This window comes from Chryseobacterium sp. MDT2-18, from assembly GCF_030815285.1.
In the GTDB taxonomy this organism is placed as follows: Bacteria; Bacteroidota; Bacteroidia; order Flavobacteriales; family Weeksellaceae; genus Kaistella; species Kaistella salivictor.
In genome coordinates this window covers 24019-43168 of sequence record NZ_JAUSWQ010000012.1, presented here as the reverse complement: position 1 = coordinate 43168, position 19150 = coordinate 24019, and the positions used below count along the sequence as shown (strand labels likewise).

Here is a 19150-nt window from a genome sequence, read left to right as displayed (position 1 = left end):
CAAGATGGTAATATAAAATTAAAATTAAGTCAAAGTACTTTACAGTTTATGGACATTAAATTCTTAGATCTACAAAAAATAAATCTTCAATATCAGGAAGAAATCGAAGCCAAACTTTTAGAGACTTTCCGCAGTGGATGGTATCTTTTAGGAAATGAAGTGAAAAATTTTGAAAAGAATTTAGCGCACTATATTGGTTCACCAAATGCAATAGGCGTTGCCAATGGTTTAGATGCTTTGCGCTTAATATTCAAAGCTTATTTAGAACTTGGTCAAATGAAAGCCGGTGACGAAATTATTGTTCCGGCCAATACTTATATCGCTTCTGTTCTGGCTATTACAGACAACCGGTTAAAGCCCGTTTTTGCAGAACCTAATATCGAAAATTATAATATAGACATTGCCGAAATAGAAGCGCTGATCACTCCCAAAACGAAAGCTATAATGGTCGTCCATCTTTATGGGCAGGTTTGTTGGTCTGAAGAATTGGATGATTTGGCAAAAAAATACAATTTAAAAATAATCGAAGATAATGCGCAGGCAATCGGTGCAGCGTGGAACGGTATAAAATCCGGAAATCTTGGTGACGCGGCCGGCTTTAGTTTCTATCCGGGTAAAAATTTAGGTGCATTAGGAGATGGTGGTGCAGTTACGTGTAAAGATTCGCTTTTAGCAAAAACCATAAGAACTTTAGCTAACTATGGTTCCGAAGAAAAATACATCAATAAATACCAGGGTTTAAACAGTCGGTTAGACGAAATTCAGGCAGCGGTTTTAGACGTGAAATTAAAATACATTGATCAGGATAATGAGAAGCGGAGGAGCATTGCTGAAAAATTCTGTTCCGAAATAAAAAATCCAAAAATAATTCTACCCATTTTTCCAGAGGAAAAGAAAGAACATGTCTGGCATCTTTTTGTGGTCAGAACTGATCATAGAGAGAAACTGCAAAATTTTCTCCAGGAAAACGGCATCCAAACTTTGATTCATTATCCTGTTCCGCCCCATAAACAGAGAGCGTATAGATATTACAATCATCTTTCTTTTCCGGTTACAGAGAAAATTCATCATGAGGTTTTAAGTTTGCCTGTCAGCCCGGTAATGACAGAAGAGGAAGTAGAGAAAATAATAGAGATTTTGAACAAATATTAAGATGGAGCAACCTTTGGTAAGTATCGTCATTATAACAATGAATCATGAGAAATTCATTGAACAGGCGTGTCGGTCTGCAATTTCCCAAACCTACGATAATTTTGAAATTGTTTTTTTAGATAATTGTTCTGATGATAATACCTATGAAAAAGGGAAGAAAATTTTAGAAGATTCGGGTATTTCATGCACATTCATAAAAAATACGGAGAAATTTAAAGTATCGAAGAACTTAAATATTCTAGTTTCTAAAGCCTCCGGAGATTATATTTCCATTTTATCTGGAGACGATTGGTGGGCAGAAAATATCATTGAAGAGAAAGTTAATTATATAAAAAATCATCCCTCTGATTTCGTGCTTTCCGATGGTTATAAATATATCCAGGAGACTGGCGAAACAATTGAAGCTTATCAAAATACAGATAAAACAAAGGTCATAAAGTCGCTGAATTCTTTTTTCCACGAAAATGTAGTTCAGAATAAAACAATTAATGTTGGGACTTTCGTTAAAAAGGAACTTTTGGATCAATATCCGTTTGATGAAAATCTACATACTGAAGACTGGGATATGAATTTGCAGCTGAGTTCCCGTGGTTATAAAATCGGTTTTATTGATAAAAAGTTGTTCTACTATAGAATCCTGTCTACGAGTTTGTCCAGAAATTGGACGCTCATGAGTGATTCCTATAATAAAGTCACCTCAAAGTATTTGGATTATATAAATGCTGACCAAAAGTTGAGAACCAAATATCTTTTAACTTTATTGCAGTTCAAGTATGAAATTATGCTTTCAGAGGCAATATCTGAAGAGGAAAAAAAAGAATTTCAAAAAAGATGGACCAGAGAAAAATATGAACTTAAATACAAGAATCCTGTTTTATTTTTCAAACTTTTATTTTTAAAGTAGCCGGGTATTTCATTTATTCCCCGCGGGCATAATCATCCTGCAATCTCACGATATCATCTTCCCCGAAATAAGTTCCGGTCTGTACTTCTACAAAAACAACCAGTTCTGATGTCCTGTTTTCAATTCTATGTTTTGCTCCCAAAGGAATATGAATACTCTCGCCATATTTCACCGTGATTTCTTCACCGTCTAAGATAACAACTGCTTCGCCTTCAACAACCGTCCAGAATTCCTGCCGGTGATGATGAAACTGGTAAGATAATCGCTGACCCGGATTTACTTCAATTCTCTTTAATTTATAATGAGGCTCATCTGCCAAAACATAATATTTCCCCCACGGTCTGTCACCAATTTCTAACATATACAGTATATTTTATAGTGCAAAAATAAGTAATTTTATGAAACACGCCTGTCAGAATATGATCTGCAGGAAAATAATTGAGCAAGTGTCCCGTCTGACCAATCAAAGCCATAAAAATAAAGAGATGAAACACCGTTTTTTTCTTTAAATTTGCAACTTAAAATTTCAAGGAAAATGAGCAAAGTAAGAGTGCGTTTTGCACCAAGTCCAACCGGACCTTTACATTTAGGAGGAGTAAGAACCGCATTGTACGATTATCTTTTTGCCAAAAACAAAGGTGGTGATTTCGTATTGAGAATAGAAGATACCGATACTGCGCGATATGTGGAAGGTGCAGAAGAATATATTATGGAAGCCCTAGAATGGTGCGGAATCATTCCTGATGAAAGTCCTAAACATGGTGGCCCATTTGCACCTTACAGACAATCGGAAAGACGGGATATTTACGATAAACATTTAGCAGAACTTCTAAAAACAGATTACGCCTACTTGGCCTTCGATACGCCGGAAGAGCTGGATGAAGTGAGAAACGAGTTCGAAAAAAACGGAGAAGTTTTCGCTTATAATAATATGACCAGAAACCGACTGAAAAATTCTTTGACGCTTTCTAAAGAAGAAGTTCAGAAATTAACAGATGAAAAGGTTCCATACGTTGTGCGTTTCAAAATGCCGGTAGACAGAGTCCTGAATCTGGAAGATATCATCCGCGGTAAATCATCTGTGAATACCAATACTTTAGATGATAAAGTTTTGGTGAAGAACGACGGAATGCCCACTTACCATTTTGCCAACATTGTCGATGACCATGAAATGGAAATCTCACACGTCATTCGTGGCGAAGAATGGTTACCTTCCCTGGGACTGCATTATTTATTATATGAAGCGATGGGTTGGGAAAAACCGGAATTTGCGCACTTGTCATTAATTCTAAAACCGGAAGGGAAAGGAAAATTAAGCAAAAGAGATGGTGATAAATTCGGTTTCCCGGTATTTCCATTAAATTTTAAAGATCCCGAAACCGGAAATATTTCAAAAGGGTACCGCGAAGAAGGGTATTTGCCGCAGGCATTTATCAATATGGTCGCCCTTCTTGGCTGGAGTCCTGCCAATGACAGAGAGGTGCTGACTTTAGAAGAAATGATTACCGAGTTCGATTTGCATAAAGTACATAAAGCGGGTGCAAGATTCAATAAAGAAAAGGCAGAATGGTTTAACAGCGAATATTTAAGATCAAAATCCGACGAAGAGGTTTTAGAATTGCTAAAAAATGTGGAGGGAATAAATCTTACAAATTCAAGTGATGTCCAGTTATTGAAAATTATTTCATTAATGAAAGAAAGAGCCGTTTTTGCAAAAGATATTTATAATGACGGCAAATTTTTCTTTGAAGCACCAACTCAGTATGATGAGAAAGCAGTAAAGAAAGCCTGGAACGAAACGGCAGCAGAAGTGATGACTGAATTTTCACTAAAGTTACAGGATTCCATCTTTGAACCTGAAGCTCTAAAACAGGATATTCATGATTTTGCGGAAAGCAAAGGCCTTGGAATGGGAAAAGTAATGATGCCGCTTCGGTTAACTTTAGTGGGAGAATTGAAAGGACCCGATGTTCCCGATATTATGCAAATCCTTGGAAAAGAAGAAACTATCGCCAGAATAAAAAATGCAGTGAATAATATTCAATAACTTTCTTTAATTTTTACTAAATTTGAAGGATATTTTTAATAATTAAAATGGAATACTTAAGCTTTGAACTTCCGATTAAAGAACTGATGGATCAGTATCAAACCTGTTCATTGGTGGGCGAAGAAAGTGGGGTAGATGTAAAACTCGCCTGCTCGCAAATCGAAGATAAAATTATAGAAAAGAAAAAAGAAATCTATCATCATCTTACGCCGTGGCAGAGAGTGCAGCTTTCCCGCCATCCAGATCGTCCATATACTTTGGACTTTATTAAAGGTATCACAGATAAGGACAGTTTTCTTGAACTTCACGGTGACAGGAATTTCGCAGATGATCCTGCAATGATCGGTGGTTTGGCTACGATCGACGGACAGAGAGTAATGATCATCGGAACCCAAAAGGGCCGTACTACCAAAGAAAGACAGTACCGAAGATTCGGGATGAGCAATCCCGAAGGATACCGAAAAGCTTTGAGATTAATGAAACTTGCAGAAAAATTTCATATTCCTGTAATTTCTTTAATTGATACACCAGGTGCATATCCCGGTTTAGAAGCTGAAGAACGTGGGCAGGGGGAAGCGATTGCCAGAAATATTTTTGAAATGACCATGCTCAAAACTCCTATTTTCGTGTATATCATTGGTGAAGGAGCGAGTGGAGGAGCCTTGGGAATCGGCGTTGGAAATAAAGTATATATGCTCGAAAATACTTGGTACACAGTGATCGCACCGGAAAGTTGTTCCTCAATCCTCTGGAGAAACTGGGATCATAAAGAAGATGCTGCCAATGCTTTGAAACTGACACCGCAAGATGCCTTAAAGGAAAAATTCATTGATGGAATTGTAGAAGAACCACTTGGTGGAGCGCATTATGAACCACAGGTTGCTTATGATCATTTGAAGGCTTCTATTCTTCAGAACATCAAAGCGTTTTCTAAATTTACCGGTAAAGAATTAGAAATCCAAAGACAGGAGAAATTCATCGCAATGGGTCAGTTCAAAGGGTAAGTTTACAGATTTTTTATTTAAGGAAACTAGATATATCAATAGGAACGGGCTTTAGCCCGTTTTTTTATGAGAAAAATTATAGGCTTTAGCCTAAACTTAATTTTAGTGTACTGTTTTAGCCTTTACAAAAAAACTCTGCAATTGCTTACAGAGTTTTTTATATTTTAAATGGAATTTGAAAATTATTCAAAAAGTTCAGCAGTATCTAAAACCGAAACTTTTCCGTCTTCACATCGGATCGCTTCTCCCGGGAAGTTTTGGATCATGTGGTAATCGTGAGTTGCCATTACGACTGCAGAATTGTTTTCAAAAGCTACCTGCTTCAGAAGGGTCATGATTTCGTTCGAAGTCTCTGGATCAAGATTTCCGGTCGGTTCATCAGCCAGAATCAATTCTGGGTGGTTCAGGAGTGCTCTGGCGATAGCGATACGCTGTTGCTCGCCTCCTGAAAGTTCGTGCGGCATTTTGTGTTTCTTGGATTTCATTCCCACGCTTGCCAAAACTTCATTGATTCGGTCATCTATTTTGGTTTTATCATTCCAGCCTGTTGCTTCGAGAACGAATTTTAAATTCTTTTCCACAGTTCTGTCCGGTAACAACTGAAAGTCCTGAAAAACAATGCCCAGCTTTCTTCTTAAATTCGGTATGTCTGAGGGTTTCAACTTAGCCAAATCAAATCCGGCAATATGTCCTTGTCCTGCACTCAGTGGGATATGTCCGTAGAGCGTTTTGAGCAGTGAGCTTTTTCCGGAACCTGTTTTCCCGATAAGGTAGCAGAATCTTCCTTTTTTTATGTTGAGGTTGACTTCATTGAGTACAGTAAAATTCTTCTGCGCAATTTTCGCATTTTTTAGATGAATTACATCCTGGCCTTCCTGATAAGTATGTGGCATATCGTGTTTGATTGTTGTTGATGAAATGGGTGCGCTGCAATAGCTGCTCAAAAGTAAAAAAAATCTTTCTTTTGAGCGTACACTTTAGCAAATTTTAACAACGAAAAATGCTTGAAAAGTTACTTTTCAAGCATAATCTGTTATGATAATTCCTGAGATTATCTCTTAGCGCGCTGTGCACTTACAGTTAAACTCTTTCTGCCTTTTGCTCTTCTAGCAGCCAAAATTCTTCTACCGTTAGGTGTTGACATTCTTAAACGGAAACCGTGTTTGTTTCTCTTCTTTCTTTCAGATGGCTGGAATGTTCTCTTGCTCATTGCTTATATTTTTAAGTAAAAAACTATATCTTATTTTTCAGATTGCAAATATAGGAAACTTTTTATTTACTGCAAGCAATATTTTAAATAAATTAAAAAGAAAATAGGAGCGGGCGAACAGAAGCGTTGCAGGTTCTTCTCCTGTTTTATTTTAATACTTTTCACAAGAAACATTTTCGGTTTTGGTCTTCATAAAATCCTTGGCGGGTTTACGGGAATATTTCTGGTGATGTGTTTCTGGTCTAATCATCAGCTGGTGGGCGATATTCTTCGCAAACAAAAAATAAGTTGCAAATGATTTTATAAATAAATTTTTGATGGAGATTAGAGAGCGTTTTCATCATTTAATCAGTGTTATATGTGATTTGTTTTATAAGGCTATAATCAAGATTGCTGTTTTCTGAAGAAGTTTTTATGGAAATAAAATAAAAACAAACCCTATCTTTGCTCTTCTTAAAAAATATCCAAATACATGTTTACTTCATCCGAAATTTCAGAGATTCAAAAGCTTTTAACACCCAATCATAAAATCGTTATTATTACCCATTATAATCCTGATGGTGATGCAGTTGGATCCAGTTTGGGATTGAAACATTTTTTAAAACAAAAGGGTTTAGAGGCCGATGTAATTGTTCCCAATGATTTTCCTAAATTTCTGAAATGGATGCCGGAAGCGAAACAGATCATTATTGCTGATTACAAAAGGAAGCAAGCCGGAGAAGCGATTTACAATGCAGATGTCATTTTTGTCTTGGATTTTAATGCATCTCACCGAAGTGGAAATTTGGTTGGGCCCTGGCTCGAAAAAGCCAGAGCTAAAAAAATATTGATCGATCATCATCAGCAGCCTGATCCTTTCGATTATGTATATTCGGATGTTACGGTTCCGGCAACGTCGCAAATGATTTATCATTTTATACAGGAACTGAATGAAGAAAATTTGGTCAACAAAGATATTGCAGAATGTCTTTATACAGGAATTATGACCGATACCGGTGGATTCCGGTTCCGCTCGACCAGTGCCACAACACACAGAATCGTCGCCAATTTAATTGAAAAAGGAGCCGATCCTGCGATGATTACGTCAAATACCTGGGATACGAATACCGTTTCCCGACTGCACCTTCTGGCTTTGATTTTAAGCAGAATAGAAGTCGTGAAAGATGGAAAAGTAGCGATACTCTGGCTAAAACGTGAAGAATTAAAAGAATTCGGTTTTCAAAAAGGAGATACCGAAGGTTTCGTCAATTATGGCTTGAGTATTATGGGAACTCAGGTTGCAGCGTTTTTTATGGAAGATTTATACGATGATTTTATCAAAATATCTTTCCGTTCCAAAGAAGATGTTGATGTCAATCAGTTTTCTAGAAAATATTTCAATGGAGGTGGCCACATCAACGCTGCCGGTGGAAAGTACATGAAAACCATCGAAGAAACGATCGTAGATTTCAAAGAGAAAATCGAGCAGGAAGATTTCTAAAACAGTAGATTTTTTGGAAGATGGTGTAGCAATTCTGTATTGATTATTTCTGCACAGATACTTGGTTTTTCCCAATGGCCGTTATGACCGCAATCCAGCAGGTAGGATTTAATGTTAGTTTGATCCGGCAGATGCTTGAGAATCAAATCTGTTTGTACCGCGCCGTCGTGTTTTCCGGCGATGACCAAAATTTTACCGTCGAAATTTTCGAGAACAGTCATTTTATTTGTTCTTTCAATCATTCCTTTCACCGCGGCCAAAACGCCATCATTTTTAGTAGAAAGTGCGATTTTTTTGGCGTGGTCTATTTTAGCTTCCAGAAAATCTTTTTCATTGGGATTAAATAAATTCGGAACGCCGGCATTTACGTAAGCGGGAAATGCTTCTTTGATAATTCTTAAGCTTTTCTGTCTTTGTTCTTTTTTCTCGGCATCATCAGCGAAATAGGAAGAGAAAAATAAAGTGAGGCTTTTCAGAAGCCCGGGGAATTTCTCGGCAAAAGCCAGCGACACATAGCCACCCATCGAATGACCAAGCAAATGAAAATTGCCGATGTTTAAATAATCTGTCACTTTTTTTACTTCTTTCGCCATAAGTTCCATGGTGTGCACGTGGTCATAGACTTTAGACAAGCCATGTCCCGGCAGATCAATTTTAATTAAAATGAATTTCTCCGAAAGGTAAGTGTCCATATCATCCCAAATAGACAGGTTTTCCATAAAACCATGAAGTAAAACGAGAGGTTCTTTTCCGCTGCCGGATATTTCGTAATTTAACATAATAGCTTATTTTTAAAAATAGATATCAATATAATCAACAAATCCCGAACCATTTATTTTATTCTGTAAACGCCAGAATTTCCCTTTTCCTTCGTCCAGAAAAGTGGTCTTTGAAGTTCTTTTAAAAACAGTTCCATTGATTTTTTGAGTAATCACCCCTTCAAAATTAAGGTGTTTTTCTGAAACTCTTTTTACCGTTCCTTTTATTTCTAATGTGTTTTTTCCTGATTGGGCATTTCCGGATACGGTATATAAATCCCTGCCCGTTTTTTTGAAATCTGCCGTTCCGAAAAGAGCTGAGGTTTCATCTGAAGTAAATTTCAGCTTATGCGTGCCGCTCAAATCCCTGAAAATATTTTGTTGATTTCGAATCGCAATACGGTCATTCAGTTTTTGACGTTCAATATTAATGGATTCTATTTTTTTGGCTTCCGGAGAAATGACAGCCGTGTTTTCATTCCCTTTTTTTGAGCAGGAAAAAAGGGTTGCCGCGGAAATAATCAGGATGGTTTTCTTCATTTTTAATAATAAGATGCTCAAATTTAATTAAAAATAAGAGTTGTTTTTAAAGTTGAAGAAATTTTATTTTAAAGTTTGGTTTTAGAATCCATCACAATCGTTACGGGGCCGTCGTTTAATAAAGAGACTTTCATGTCTGCACCGAAAATTCCGCTTTCGATTTTTAAATTTGATTTTGCAATCTCCGTTTTAAAATAGTCAAATAAAGGAATCGCTTTTTCGGGTTTTGCTGCTTTGATGAAAGACGGCCGGTTTCCTTTTTTATAATCTGCGATTAACGTAAACTGGCTGATGCAAAGGATTTCACCGGAAATATTCAAAATAGATAAATTGAGTTTTCCTTCTTCGTCACCGAAAATTCTTAAATTTAATATTTTCTGAATGAGCCAGTCTGCATCGGTTTGTTCATCTTCTTCGTCAACTCCTATTAATAAAAGTAAGCCAGCAGAAATTTCGCCGACTATTTTACCATCAACTTTTACATTCGCTTCAGAAACTCTTTGGATTACTGCTTTCATATTTAAAAGATAAACTTGAAATTTTGATTAATAATAAACAGATAAAGTTTTGGTGTAGGTATCGAAACTGTAAGGATAAGTTTTGGGTGGAACCTGTGATATTTTCGTTGGTTCACCGGTAATCGTAATCCATTCTGCACCATCTTTTGGACAAACAATTTTGATTTCATTCTCCACACTCAAAGTGGTGTTGGAATCGGGGCAGATATGCGGAGCATTCCGGTCGAATACTTTGAATCCGTTGGTTGTTCTTACGACAATCAGACCACGGGTTCCGGATTGCTGTTCATTGATGTACATCCATCCGCCAACATTTTGCAGCGTAAAATAGGTGGGAAGGTTCAGGTTGAGTACTACATTGATCGGGGTCTTCGGGAAACAGCTTACCGTTTCTTCGCGGTTGCTGCAGGAGGTGAAATTTAAAATGACAAAAATTAAAATTACAGAAAAAAAGACGTTGAAGATATTTCTTTTCATTTAAAATATATTTATATCTTTGTGAAACAAACACACAAAAACTTGTCCGACAAATGTCGGATTATTTTTTTATACTAACGTTAAATATTAGATATTATGGCAAGTTACGTCACCAAAGTAGGATTGGATAAAATGAAAGCTGAACTGGAGCAACTGGAAACCATTGAAAGACCAAAAATCACCGCACAAATTGCTGAGGCCAGAGATAAGGGCGATCTTTCTGAAAATGCAGAATACGATGCTGCGAAAGAAGCGCAGGGAATGTTGGAGATGAAAATTTCTAAACTCAAGAACCTTATTGTAAACGGAAAGGTAATCGATGAAACGCAACTGGATACTTCAAAAGTTTCGATTCTGACGACCGTACGTCTTAAAAATAATACCACCAAAGGAGAGCAGAAATTCACTTTGGTTCCCGATAATGAAAGCGATTTGAAATTGGGGAAAATTTCAGTGAATACTCCTATTGCGAAAGGTTTATTAGGGAAAGTAGTAGGCGATAATGCTGAAATTCTTTTGCCAAACGGTAATAAACTATCTTTTGAAGTATTAGAAATCTATTTGGGATAATTAATAACAAGGAGTTGTAAAATATGATGTTACCGGGATGTTTTAAAAAATTACCAAATTTTTAACATCTTCTTTATTAACATTTTGTAATTTTGTACCCTCGCATATGCGTGGGTTTTTAATTAAATACAATCATCATGGCTTCTATTTTTACAAAAATTGTACAGGGCGAAATTCCGTCTTACACGATTGCAGAAGATGAAAAGCATCTGGCTTTTCTTGATTCGATGCCTTTGGTTAAAGGCCATTGTCTGGTCATTCCCAAGCAGGAGATAGATCTTATTTTTGATATGGAAAATGACGATTTCAAAAACCTGTGGAGTTTTGCACAGCATGTTGCGAAAAAAATGGCGAAAGCATACCCCGAGCGCCGAGTCGCCGTTGCGGTGGTCGGATTAGAAGTTCCCCACGCCCACATTCATCTGATTCCGATTACTAAAATGGAAGATATGAACTTCAAAAATGTAAGATTGAAATTTTCTGATGAAGAGTATCGGGAAGCCCAACAGCATATCATTAATTCTTAAACACCAACTTTTGTCAGAGTATTGAACTTTGACAAAGTTTTTTTTAAACTTATTCTTAATTATAAAATTTATATGAATTCAAACCAATGTTCTTTTTGTGGAAAAAAACGAAATGAAGTGCAAATGCTAATTTCTGGAAATAACGGTTTTATTTGTGAAGAATGCATCGAACAGGCACACGGCATCGTAAAGGAAACCAGCACAGCAGCTGGTTCTGTTTCTACAGAAAAGATAGAGGATTTAAAAAAGCCGAAAGAAATAAAAGAATTTCTTGATCAATATGTGATTGGACAGGATCAGGCAAAAAAGCAGTTGTCGGTCGCAGTCTATAATCATTATAAAAGGTTATTGCATGCAAAAGATGAAAACCGCGAGGTGGAAATCGAAAAATCAAATGTCATCATGATCGGTGAAACAGGTACGGGAAAAACGCTTTTGGCAAAGTCGATTGCAAGAGAATTGAATGTGCCTTTCTGTATTGTAGATGCAACTATTCTTACAGAGGCCGGTTATGTAGGAGAAGATGTTGAAAGTATTTTATCACGACTTTTAATGGTAGCTGATTATGACGTAGAAAAAGCAGAGAAAGGAATCGTTTTTATTGATGAGATCGATAAAATTGCTCGTAAATCTGATAATCCAAGTATTACCAGAGATGTTTCCGGTGAAGGAGTGCAACAGGGTTTACTAAAATTATTAGAAGGAAGCATCGTCAATGTTCCCCCGCAGGGAGGTAGAAAACATCCTGATCAAAAATACATCCAGGTTAATACCCAGAATATTCTGTTTATTGCCGGGGGTGCTTTTGATGGGATCAAAGAAATTATCGAGCGCAGGTTGAATAAGCAGGCTATCGGTTTCAGTGCAGAAAAGCTAAATAAAATAGAGGAGGAAGAATATATCTTAAGCCAACTGAATGCCATTGATCTACGGAAGTTCGGTCTGATTCCTGAACTTTTAGGAAGATTTCCGATCATTACCTATTTGGATAAATTAACCAAAGAAACGATGATTCGGATTATGAAAGAGCCTAAGAACTCAATTGTGAATCAGTTTGTAGAACTGTTTAAAATGGATGGAGTCCAGTTGGAATTCACAGATGAGGGCCTTGAAAGTATTGTAGAAGAAACAATGGAAAAAGGTCTGGGAGCACGAGGACTTCGTGGGACTACTGAAAAAGTGCTGGAAGATTACATGTTCAATATTGCTGCTCAGAAAAAAGTGGTAATAGACCGTGAAAACACCCTTTTTTAGCTTTTTGAGAACATTCTGATGATGCCTTACAAAAATTAATTATCTTTGTAAGGCATTCTTTTTTAAGAAAGTACAAAACACAAACACAAACACAAAACACAAATTGAAATGAAAAAAAATCTATTTATGATAGGCTTTTTGGCGTTGAGCGTAACTCTCGGAGCCCAAATTGTTTGCCATGTAGACACTGACGGGGTTCTCTACGTCGGTAAAGGTTCGTTGTTTTATAATGGCGGTGGTCTTCAGATGAAAGGAAATGCTGTTTTCGAAAACCACGGAAACGTTATGGTAGTTGGAAACGGTACGACAGATGTTTTTAAAACAATCGATGCTGCTGGGGCGGATAAAGTTGAAACGAATGGAGGAGGTAACTTTATTAATAAATTGAATGAGCCAACTGCCTATGCATCAACTAATTCTATTAATCCCACTACGCCGCCCGTTTACACCTATGGGCAGTTATTTATTTCTGGTATCATTCAAAGTAATATTAAAGGTATTGTTGATCAGGAATATCGGCAGGTAAGTCATGGTGCTTACCAGCAGATAGGTATGCCATTTTACAGTAAATCAGCGTCAACTTTAAATTCCGAATTAGGAAAATTTTTTAATACGGTAAGAAGATCAGAAAATGAAATTTTACGTTGGAACAACAGTAGAGTTGTATTTGATAACCTACCCAATTTGAGTTTTAAACTTGGTGAAGATACAAAAGCGTTTACCTATTTTAGTTTAGGAGGAAAAGCATTGGATGTTTCTTCACTCACAAGAACTTTAAAAGGTAGACCGGTTGCAGATGTTCTTGATGCCGATAAAAAAATAACACTCGAAAACGCAGGAGATGGTATGTTCTTCGGTGTTGGTGGAAGCGGAATCAACGAATACGGTGGAAGATATAATACCTATTTACAGGATGGGTTCCATATTGCCAGTGGCGGTACAGCATGGAATGGTGATTTTGGTAAAAACATTTATCAGTTTGGCAATCCTTATCTGACTAATTTAGATTTGTCTCAGATCGCTATCGCCGAAGCGAATGGTGACGGTAACAATCTCAGCAATATTTACGGAGTGCGATTAGAGGTTTCAGGAGTGCAATTTAAGCCCAATGAAGTTGGTGGATCAACTTCATATAAAGCAATAACCTTTAATACAGGAGTTGCAACTGGTGATGTAGATTACCAGGTTATTCGCCCAATGGGTACTTTTGTTATAAAATTAAATGACAATACAGCTAAGCCCATTCTCGATTTTTCTACCTTGAGAAGGTTTAAATATCATCCAAGATCAGTAACTACACCATACACTGTTACGGCGGCAAAAGGAGCAGGTAATACCTCTACGGTTAAGCAGCTTGGTATTATTGGTCTAGATGCAAATGGTAATGAAGTTGAAAGAACTTATTATGTTGTAGGAGAGACGACTGTATCAGGTAATTCCACCCAGGTAAAAGCTCAGATTGGAGCGCAGGGCGATCAACTTTTTGGCACTTTTGAAGAGGATCCAATCAATGGTGGATATGATAACAATAATGTTTCCTACTGGCTGTATCTTAACGAAGCAAACGAAAATGATTTCAAAGGGAAAAATATTAAACTGGTGAATTACAATTCAAATATTGTAAGTTTCAAATTTGAAATTAGAGAAAATGCTGAGTTGGTTAATGACGCAACTCATTTATTATCGCAGGGAGAGGGCTTTTATTATAGAAAAGAAACCGAATCCACAGCGCACCCCATCATACAGAATGCAATCGTAAACAGCGTTCCGGGAAATTATCAAAATGGGGTAGAATATAATATTTATTATGGTAAGCCCCAAAGCATTGCGTTGGGTACGGATACCAGTTTGAAAAAAAGCAGCACCATTGTAGTCTTCAGTCCAGAGAATGACAACTATTTTGTAATCTTTGATAAAACATGGAAAAATGCAGATATTCAAGTGTATGATATGAGTGGAAAACTTGTACATGATGCTTCTAAGGTTTCAGCGGCAGGTCGTTATGAATTGCCTCTTCAAAGAACTTCTGCGGGTTATATAGTACAGATCACTTCAGAGAAAGGTGAGAAAGTAGTAACCAAAATCCTAAGATAATACAACACAAATTACACAAGATGATGAAAAATATAGTTAAGACATTCGTAACCGCTTTTATTTTGCTTGGCAGTTTTTTATTAAATGCCCAGACACCACCTCCACCAGGTGGCGGTACTGGAGGAACAACCCCCGAAACAGCGGCAGCACCAATCGATATGTACATTTTTATTTTAGCAGCAGCAGCGATTTTATTTATTGTTCTTTATGCTAAAAGAGTACACAGAAAACAAATAGTATAACCTTTTAACAATACAAAGAACTCATTGAATTTACAATGAGTTTTTTTTTATATTTACATTATGAAAAAAGTAATATTTATCTTGAGTTTGTTGGCTGTAAATTCTTATGAAGCGCAGTTTAAAATCAATGTAGAAGTCCCATCTTCCTTTACTCCCAAAGAAGTGTATCTCTATACGCTGAATGGTTCCAAAGATGTCCTGAACAGCAAGGAGATAAAGAAAGGCAATTCATGGCAGATCAATGTCAGTAAACCCTATTCCGGGATGATGAAGCTGTATTTCCCGGAGACGAACGCATCCATTAATTTTATCTCAGAAAATAAGGATGTTAAAATGAAATTTGAAACTGAGAAAGATAAAATCGTGAATATTGATTATATAGACGAAGCAAATTATGTGATGGATCAAATGCAGGATATTCAGAAAAAGAAAGAATATATTTTGCCGGCCTTATATCAAATTAAAGAGTATTACAAAACTAAGAGTGATTTTGCCACGGCCCTCAACAATGAAGTTCTCCGTCTCTCCAATGCTGCGCCAGATCTTAGCAAGTTCCCGTTTGTAGCATATTACGGAAGCAACTATAATAAGTTTTTGGAAAAAAATGCCAATAAGAGCGCTGTTACTCATGACCAAATTATCGATTTTTTGACAAAATCAAATGAATTGCTGGAGAGTTCATCTTTATTGAGGCCTATTCTGGTTGCTTATTTAAATGCCGGTTCCAGTGCCAGCCTATCTGCAGATGTAGATAAGATGTTAAAGGCCGTAAATGTAGAAACGCCCCGCGGACAAACAGTTCTTTCTGAACTTATTGAGATTTTTGATACTTATGCAATGCAGGATTTAAAAGACAAATACCTTACCGAAGCGAAGAATTTGAAATGTACAATTAACGAAAGATTAAAGAATACTATTGAAACAAATATTAATACAGAAATTGGAGCAACATTTCCCAATTATGTTTTCAATAGAGCATCGAATACCAAAGCCAAATCCATTTATGATGTAAAGGCGGATAAGAAAATTATTGTTTTCTGGGCTTCAACATGCTCCCATTGCGAAGCAGAATTACCCAAGATTATCGAGAAATATAGCGCAATTAAAGGGTTGAAGGGAGAAGTTATCGCTTTTTCTTTGGACAGTGATGCCCTGGCGTACGAAAATAAAGCTAAAATGCTTCCCTGGATTAATGATTCTGAATTGAAAGGTTGGAATAGTTCATTCTCAGACACTTATAATGTCCACGCAACTCCTAGCTATTATATATTGGATGGTCACAATAAAATTATTGCCAAGCCGGATCATGCTGCAGATGTAATTTCTTATTTAAAGTTAAATTAATTTTTGCTACCTCGTAAAATATTTTTATATTTGCACCACTCAAAAACGGCGAGGTAGCTCAGTTGGTTAGAGCGCAGGATTCATAACCCTGAGGTCACGGGTTCAATTCCCGTCTTCGCTACAAAAAAGGTCCAGTATTTTTACTGGACTTTTATTTTTGTGTAAATTCTGCTGAGTTCCGTGTTAAAAATGAAATTTAAAATACGGAATCTCCGTTACCACCTTCATTTTTTTTATTGCCGTTAGGCTTTCCGGATACTTCAATAAAAGTTCATTTTAACTGTCATAATCAGGACGGTCAAAAAGGAGTGGTACCGAAAGAATAACTTCAGGTTTTGTAAGTTAATTTTAACTAATTATCCTCAGAAATAACTTTGTTATTACAAAATTTATTTCTACATTTACATCGCTTTAAAGATGGCGTCAGCCAGATTGAAAGCATAAATTTTTTTTCATCATTTGTGTTTTTAGAATCGCATCGTAAGGTGCGATTCTTTTTTTTTGTCACTTACTGATACCGGATAAGCAGATCGATGAAATAGGAATAGGTTATGCTGCCTTCCTGTTGGTTGCTTTTCAGAAATAGATCATTGGTGAATCCGAAAAATACATTAAAAAGTCCTTCGTGCTTTTTAACGAAAAGTTTTTCTGCAATCCGGTCACGTTTCATTCCAATAGAATAGTTTTCTAATATGGTTTCAGCAAATTTCCGGTCATGTTCTGCCAGATAATTAAGCAAAGATTTCAAAACAAAATATTCGGTACTGTATTTTAGATCTGCATTTTTCGAATCCCTGCCAATTAAAAAACCGATGAAATTGGCCTCCTGTTCTCTTGCGTAGCCCAATTGATGGGCGCTCTCATGTGACAGCGTGAAAGGAATATAAGTAGAGGGCAGGGCAGCGTTATACTGCGCTTCAGCTGTAAACGGATTGTAGTATCCTAAGATCCCGGTATAGCTCATGACCGGTTTAAATAAACTCGATTTGAAAGCCCGGGTCCGTGTCCCTTTCTTGTTATTTAAATAAGCGGGGAGTTGAGTCTGATTCTTCAGTATTTCCTCTTTAACAGGCAAATTGTTTGAAACAATGAAAACTCCATTCTGATCTTCTTGTACCAGCGTTCTTGTTTTTTTGCAGCGTTCAAGATATTCTAAGCTGAGGGTTTTTACGTCCTCGATATTGATCTCTTTTTCCGGTAATTTTTCTAAGAGCGGTTTCTGGAAGTAAAGCATTCCCCAAAAAATCTGATAGGTGAAATACAGAATGTTAAGAAGAATTAATAAATTTAAAGAATATCTTTTCCGGCTTCTTTTTTTTATAATTTTAAAAATGAAAAAAAGAAAAATCGCCAATAAGAAAATATAGAAAATATCACCGACAGAAAAAGGGATTATAGAAAAGATGTGTTGATGAATTCTTTTCTGAAATTCAAAAATTCTTTCAAAAATACCGACGGCAAAATCGATTTTTGAAAGAATTAAAAACAAAACAAATTGGGCAAGTAATACACCTGCCCAAAATCTTTTTTTATTGTAGATATGACCCTCTTTAATGAGCATTTTCTTTTTGAACTTGATCCAGACTGATTCCCTGCTCTTTCAGTATTTTCGTTACCCGCAAAGCATAGAATACAAGATAGGCAAAGCAAATAACACCTACGATATAACTGAAGTGAATATTCGTGTAATCAGCAAGCATTCCTTGCAGCCAGGAAACGATACCGCCACCCATAATCATCATAATTAAAAAACCAGAACCTTGGTTGGTGTGTTTTCCCAATCCATTAATTGCCAAAGCAAAGATGCATGGCCAAAGGGTGGAGCAAAATAATCCAACACTGGTGAAGGCATATACAGAGATCATTCCCGTGGTCATCATTCCGGTGATTAAGGACAGTATTCCCATTGATGAAAAGATCAGCAGCATTCTTGCAGGATTTCCTTTGCTTAAGATATCGCACGCAATCATTACCAGAATAATCACACCATAAATATAGAAATGGGATAAATCATGCTGTGCAATTGCATTGACCAAAAGGAAAACACCAAATGCTAAATAGGGAGCTAAAAATCTTAAGATCTTTTTTGAACCTGATGTGATGTCAAACGCTTCAACTGCACCGGTCCATCGGCCAATCATTAAAGATGCCCAGTATAAGGAAACGTACGGAGCAATATCTTTGGTTGAAAAACCTAGTGAGTTTTCCATGTAGGCCGGCAAATTACTTGCGGTAGATACTTCTACGCCGACATAGACGAAAATGGCAATCATTCCTAATACCAGTTGCGGATATTTCAAAGCAGAATCTCTGTGCTCACCAGGAACAACATCGTCTGTATCTTCTGTAATCGTTGGTGTAATTTGTGGAAGTGATGAGAATTTCAATAAAATTGCGACCAGAATGAACGCGCCTCCCAGAACCATATAAGGGATTTTTACAGATTCTATACTCGCTTCCGTATTAGAAGCGGTCGCCGAACCGAAAATAGCAAATGCGACGATTAATGGTCCAATCGTTGTTCCCAAATTATTAATTCCTCCCGCCATGGTAAGGCGTTGTGATCCCGTTTCAGTCGGTCCAATTTCAATTGCCAGCGGGTTGGCCACAATCTGTTGTAGCGAAAAGCCCAGTCCCAAAATAAATAACCCTGTAATCATTAAAGGAAAAGAACCCAGATTTGCTGCCGGATAAAACAGTAAGGTTCCCGATGCTGAGATGAGAAGTCCTAAGATCAAACCGTTTTTATATCCGATTTTATTAACTACATCCTGTTTTATGGCTTTAGAAATAAACATATAAATCAGTGATCCCACTGTATATGCGACATAAAATGCCACCGAAACCAGCTGACTTTGACCTTGGGAAAGATTAAATGCTTTTTTAAATACGGGGATCAAAATATCGTTGCTCGCCGCAACGAATCCCCAAAAGAAAAATACAGTTACCAAAGGTACAAATTGCCCCCAATTGGTTTGTTTAGAATAATTAGAATTTGTCGACATATTTATTTATTTCTTAAAAACAAA

20 protein-coding genes and 1 tRNA gene are annotated in these 19150 nt (G+C 36.8%); 12 read left to right on the top strand and 9 right to left on the bottom strand.

Annotation, left to right across the window (positions count from 1 at the left end; genetic code table 11):
• Positions 1 to 48: 48 nt before the first annotated feature.
• Positions 49 to 1152 (top strand): DegT/DnrJ/EryC1/StrS aminotransferase family protein, encoded by a 1104-nt coding sequence (locus tag QF004_RS11965; RefSeq protein WP_133439640.1) that lies wholly within the window; start codon positions 49 to 51, stop codon positions 1150 to 1152.
• A gap of 1 nt (position 1153) precedes the next feature.
• Positions 1154 to 2056: a glycosyltransferase gene (locus tag QF004_RS11960; RefSeq protein ID WP_133439641.1), complete on the top strand. Its 903-nt coding sequence runs from the start codon at positions 1154 to 1156 to the stop codon at positions 2054 to 2056.
• A gap of 13 nt (positions 2057 to 2069) precedes the next feature.
• Here QF004_RS11960 and QF004_RS11955 read toward each other — a convergent pair whose 3' ends face one another.
• Positions 2070 to 2417, bottom strand: a complete 348-nt coding sequence (locus tag QF004_RS11955) for a phosphomannose isomerase type II C-terminal cupin domain (RefSeq protein WP_133439642.1) — start codon at positions 2415 to 2417, stop codon at positions 2070 to 2072.
• A gap of 174 nt (positions 2418 to 2591) precedes the next feature.
• Between QF004_RS11955 and gltX the strand changes: the two genes are divergently transcribed.
• The gene (gene gltX, locus QF004_RS11950) at positions 2592 to 4103 is read left to right on the top strand and encodes a glutamate--tRNA ligase (protein ID WP_307426596.1); all 1512 of its coding nucleotides are present in this window, start codon (positions 2592 to 2594) and stop codon (positions 4101 to 4103) included.
• 47 nt (positions 4104 to 4150) lie between these two features.
• Complete coding sequence (locus QF004_RS11945) at positions 4151 to 5107, top strand: acetyl-CoA carboxylase carboxyltransferase subunit alpha (protein ID WP_133439644.1); 957 nt, start codon at positions 4151 to 4153, stop codon at positions 5105 to 5107.
• A 182-nt stretch (positions 5108 to 5289) separates the two neighbouring features.
• Here the strand turns inward: QF004_RS11945 and QF004_RS11940 are convergent, their stop codons facing one another.
• Together QF004_RS11940 and rpmH are read right to left on the bottom strand one after the other, a co-directional pair.
• Positions 5290 to 6000: a cell division ATP-binding protein FtsE gene (locus tag QF004_RS11940; RefSeq protein ID WP_133439645.1), complete on the bottom strand. Its 711-nt coding sequence runs from the start codon at positions 5998 to 6000 to the stop codon at positions 5290 to 5292.
• A gap of 158 nt (positions 6001 to 6158) precedes the next feature.
• Complete coding sequence (gene rpmH / locus QF004_RS11935; protein ID WP_074781389.1) at positions 6159 to 6317, bottom strand: 50S ribosomal protein L34; 159 nt, start codon at positions 6315 to 6317, stop codon at positions 6159 to 6161.
• A 472-nt stretch (positions 6318 to 6789) separates the two neighbouring features.
• Here rpmH and QF004_RS11930 point away from each other — a divergent pair, with 472 nt between their 5' ends.
• Positions 6790 to 7797 (top strand): bifunctional oligoribonuclease/PAP phosphatase NrnA, encoded by a 1008-nt coding sequence (locus QF004_RS11930; RefSeq protein WP_307426590.1) that lies wholly within the window; start codon positions 6790 to 6792, stop codon positions 7795 to 7797.
• Here QF004_RS11930 and QF004_RS11925 read toward each other — a convergent pair.
• The 4 genes from QF004_RS11925 to QF004_RS11910 form a co-directional block, all read right to left on the bottom strand.
• Positions 7794 to 8576, bottom strand: coding sequence for an alpha/beta fold hydrolase (locus QF004_RS11925; protein WP_133439647.1), 783 nt, complete (start codon positions 8574 to 8576; stop codon positions 7794 to 7796). The genes QF004_RS11930 and QF004_RS11925 overlap by 4 nt on opposite strands.
• Before the next feature lie 12 nt (positions 8577 to 8588).
• On the bottom strand, positions 8589 to 9095 hold the full coding sequence (locus QF004_RS11920) for a hypothetical protein (protein ID WP_307426587.1): 507 nt from the start codon (positions 9093 to 9095) through the stop codon (positions 8589 to 8591).
• Between the two features lie 68 nt (positions 9096 to 9163).
• Positions 9164 to 9613, bottom strand: coding sequence for a D-aminoacyl-tRNA deacylase (gene dtd / locus QF004_RS11915; RefSeq protein ID WP_133439649.1), 450 nt, complete (start codon positions 9611 to 9613; stop codon positions 9164 to 9166).
• A 27-nt stretch (positions 9614 to 9640) separates the two neighbouring features.
• Positions 9641 to 10090, bottom strand: coding sequence for a hypothetical protein (locus QF004_RS11910; RefSeq protein ID WP_133439650.1), 450 nt, complete (start codon positions 10088 to 10090; stop codon positions 9641 to 9643).
• A gap of 96 nt (positions 10091 to 10186) precedes the next feature.
• Between QF004_RS11910 and greA the strand changes: the two genes are divergently transcribed.
• The 7 genes from greA (at position 10187) to QF004_RS11875 (ending at position 16242) form a co-directional block, all read left to right on the top strand.
• On the top strand, positions 10187 to 10660 hold the full coding sequence (greA, locus tag QF004_RS11905) for a transcription elongation factor GreA (protein WP_133439651.1): 474 nt from the start codon (positions 10187 to 10189) through the stop codon (positions 10658 to 10660).
• Positions 10661 to 10797: 137 nt separating this feature from the next.
• The gene (locus tag QF004_RS11900; protein ID WP_133439652.1) at positions 10798 to 11187 is read left to right on the top strand and encodes an HIT family protein; all 390 of its coding nucleotides are present in this window, start codon (positions 10798 to 10800) and stop codon (positions 11185 to 11187) included.
• Between the two features lie 72 nt (positions 11188 to 11259).
• Positions 11260 to 12441 (top strand): ATP-dependent Clp protease ATP-binding subunit ClpX, encoded by a 1182-nt coding sequence (gene clpX, locus QF004_RS11895; protein ID WP_133439653.1) that lies wholly within the window; start codon positions 11260 to 11262, stop codon positions 12439 to 12441.
• Positions 12442 to 12549: 108 nt separating this feature from the next.
• Positions 12550 to 14535, top strand: a complete 1986-nt coding sequence (locus tag QF004_RS11890; protein WP_307426580.1) for a T9SS type A sorting domain-containing protein — start codon at positions 12550 to 12552, stop codon at positions 14533 to 14535.
• 20 nt (positions 14536 to 14555) lie between these two features.
• Positions 14556 to 14777, top strand: a complete 222-nt coding sequence (locus tag QF004_RS11885) for a signal peptidase (protein ID WP_246012472.1) — start codon at positions 14556 to 14558, stop codon at positions 14775 to 14777.
• Between the two features lie 60 nt (positions 14778 to 14837).
• Positions 14838 to 16121 carry a TlpA disulfide reductase family protein gene (locus QF004_RS11880; RefSeq protein ID WP_133439655.1) on the top strand — a complete coding sequence of 428 codons (1284 nt, stop codon included), beginning with the start codon at positions 14838 to 14840 and terminating at the stop codon, positions 16119 to 16121.
• Positions 16122 to 16168: 47 nt separating this feature from the next.
• Positions 16169 to 16242 (top strand) — tRNA-Met (locus QF004_RS11875).
• A 387-nt stretch (positions 16243 to 16629) separates the two neighbouring features.
• Here QF004_RS11875 and QF004_RS11870 read toward each other — a convergent pair.
• Together QF004_RS11870 and QF004_RS11865 are read right to left on the bottom strand one after the other, a co-directional pair.
• On the bottom strand, positions 16630 to 17682 hold the full coding sequence (locus QF004_RS11870; RefSeq protein WP_307426577.1) for a DUF3810 domain-containing protein: 1053 nt from the start codon (positions 17680 to 17682) through the stop codon (positions 16630 to 16632).
• Positions 17672 to 19126 carry an MFS transporter gene (locus QF004_RS11865; RefSeq protein WP_133439657.1) on the bottom strand — a complete coding sequence of 485 codons (1455 nt, stop codon included), beginning with the start codon at positions 19124 to 19126 and terminating at the stop codon, positions 17672 to 17674. The genes QF004_RS11870 and QF004_RS11865 overlap by 11 nt, the downstream gene beginning before the upstream one ends.
• Positions 19127 to 19150 lie beyond the last annotated feature (24 nt).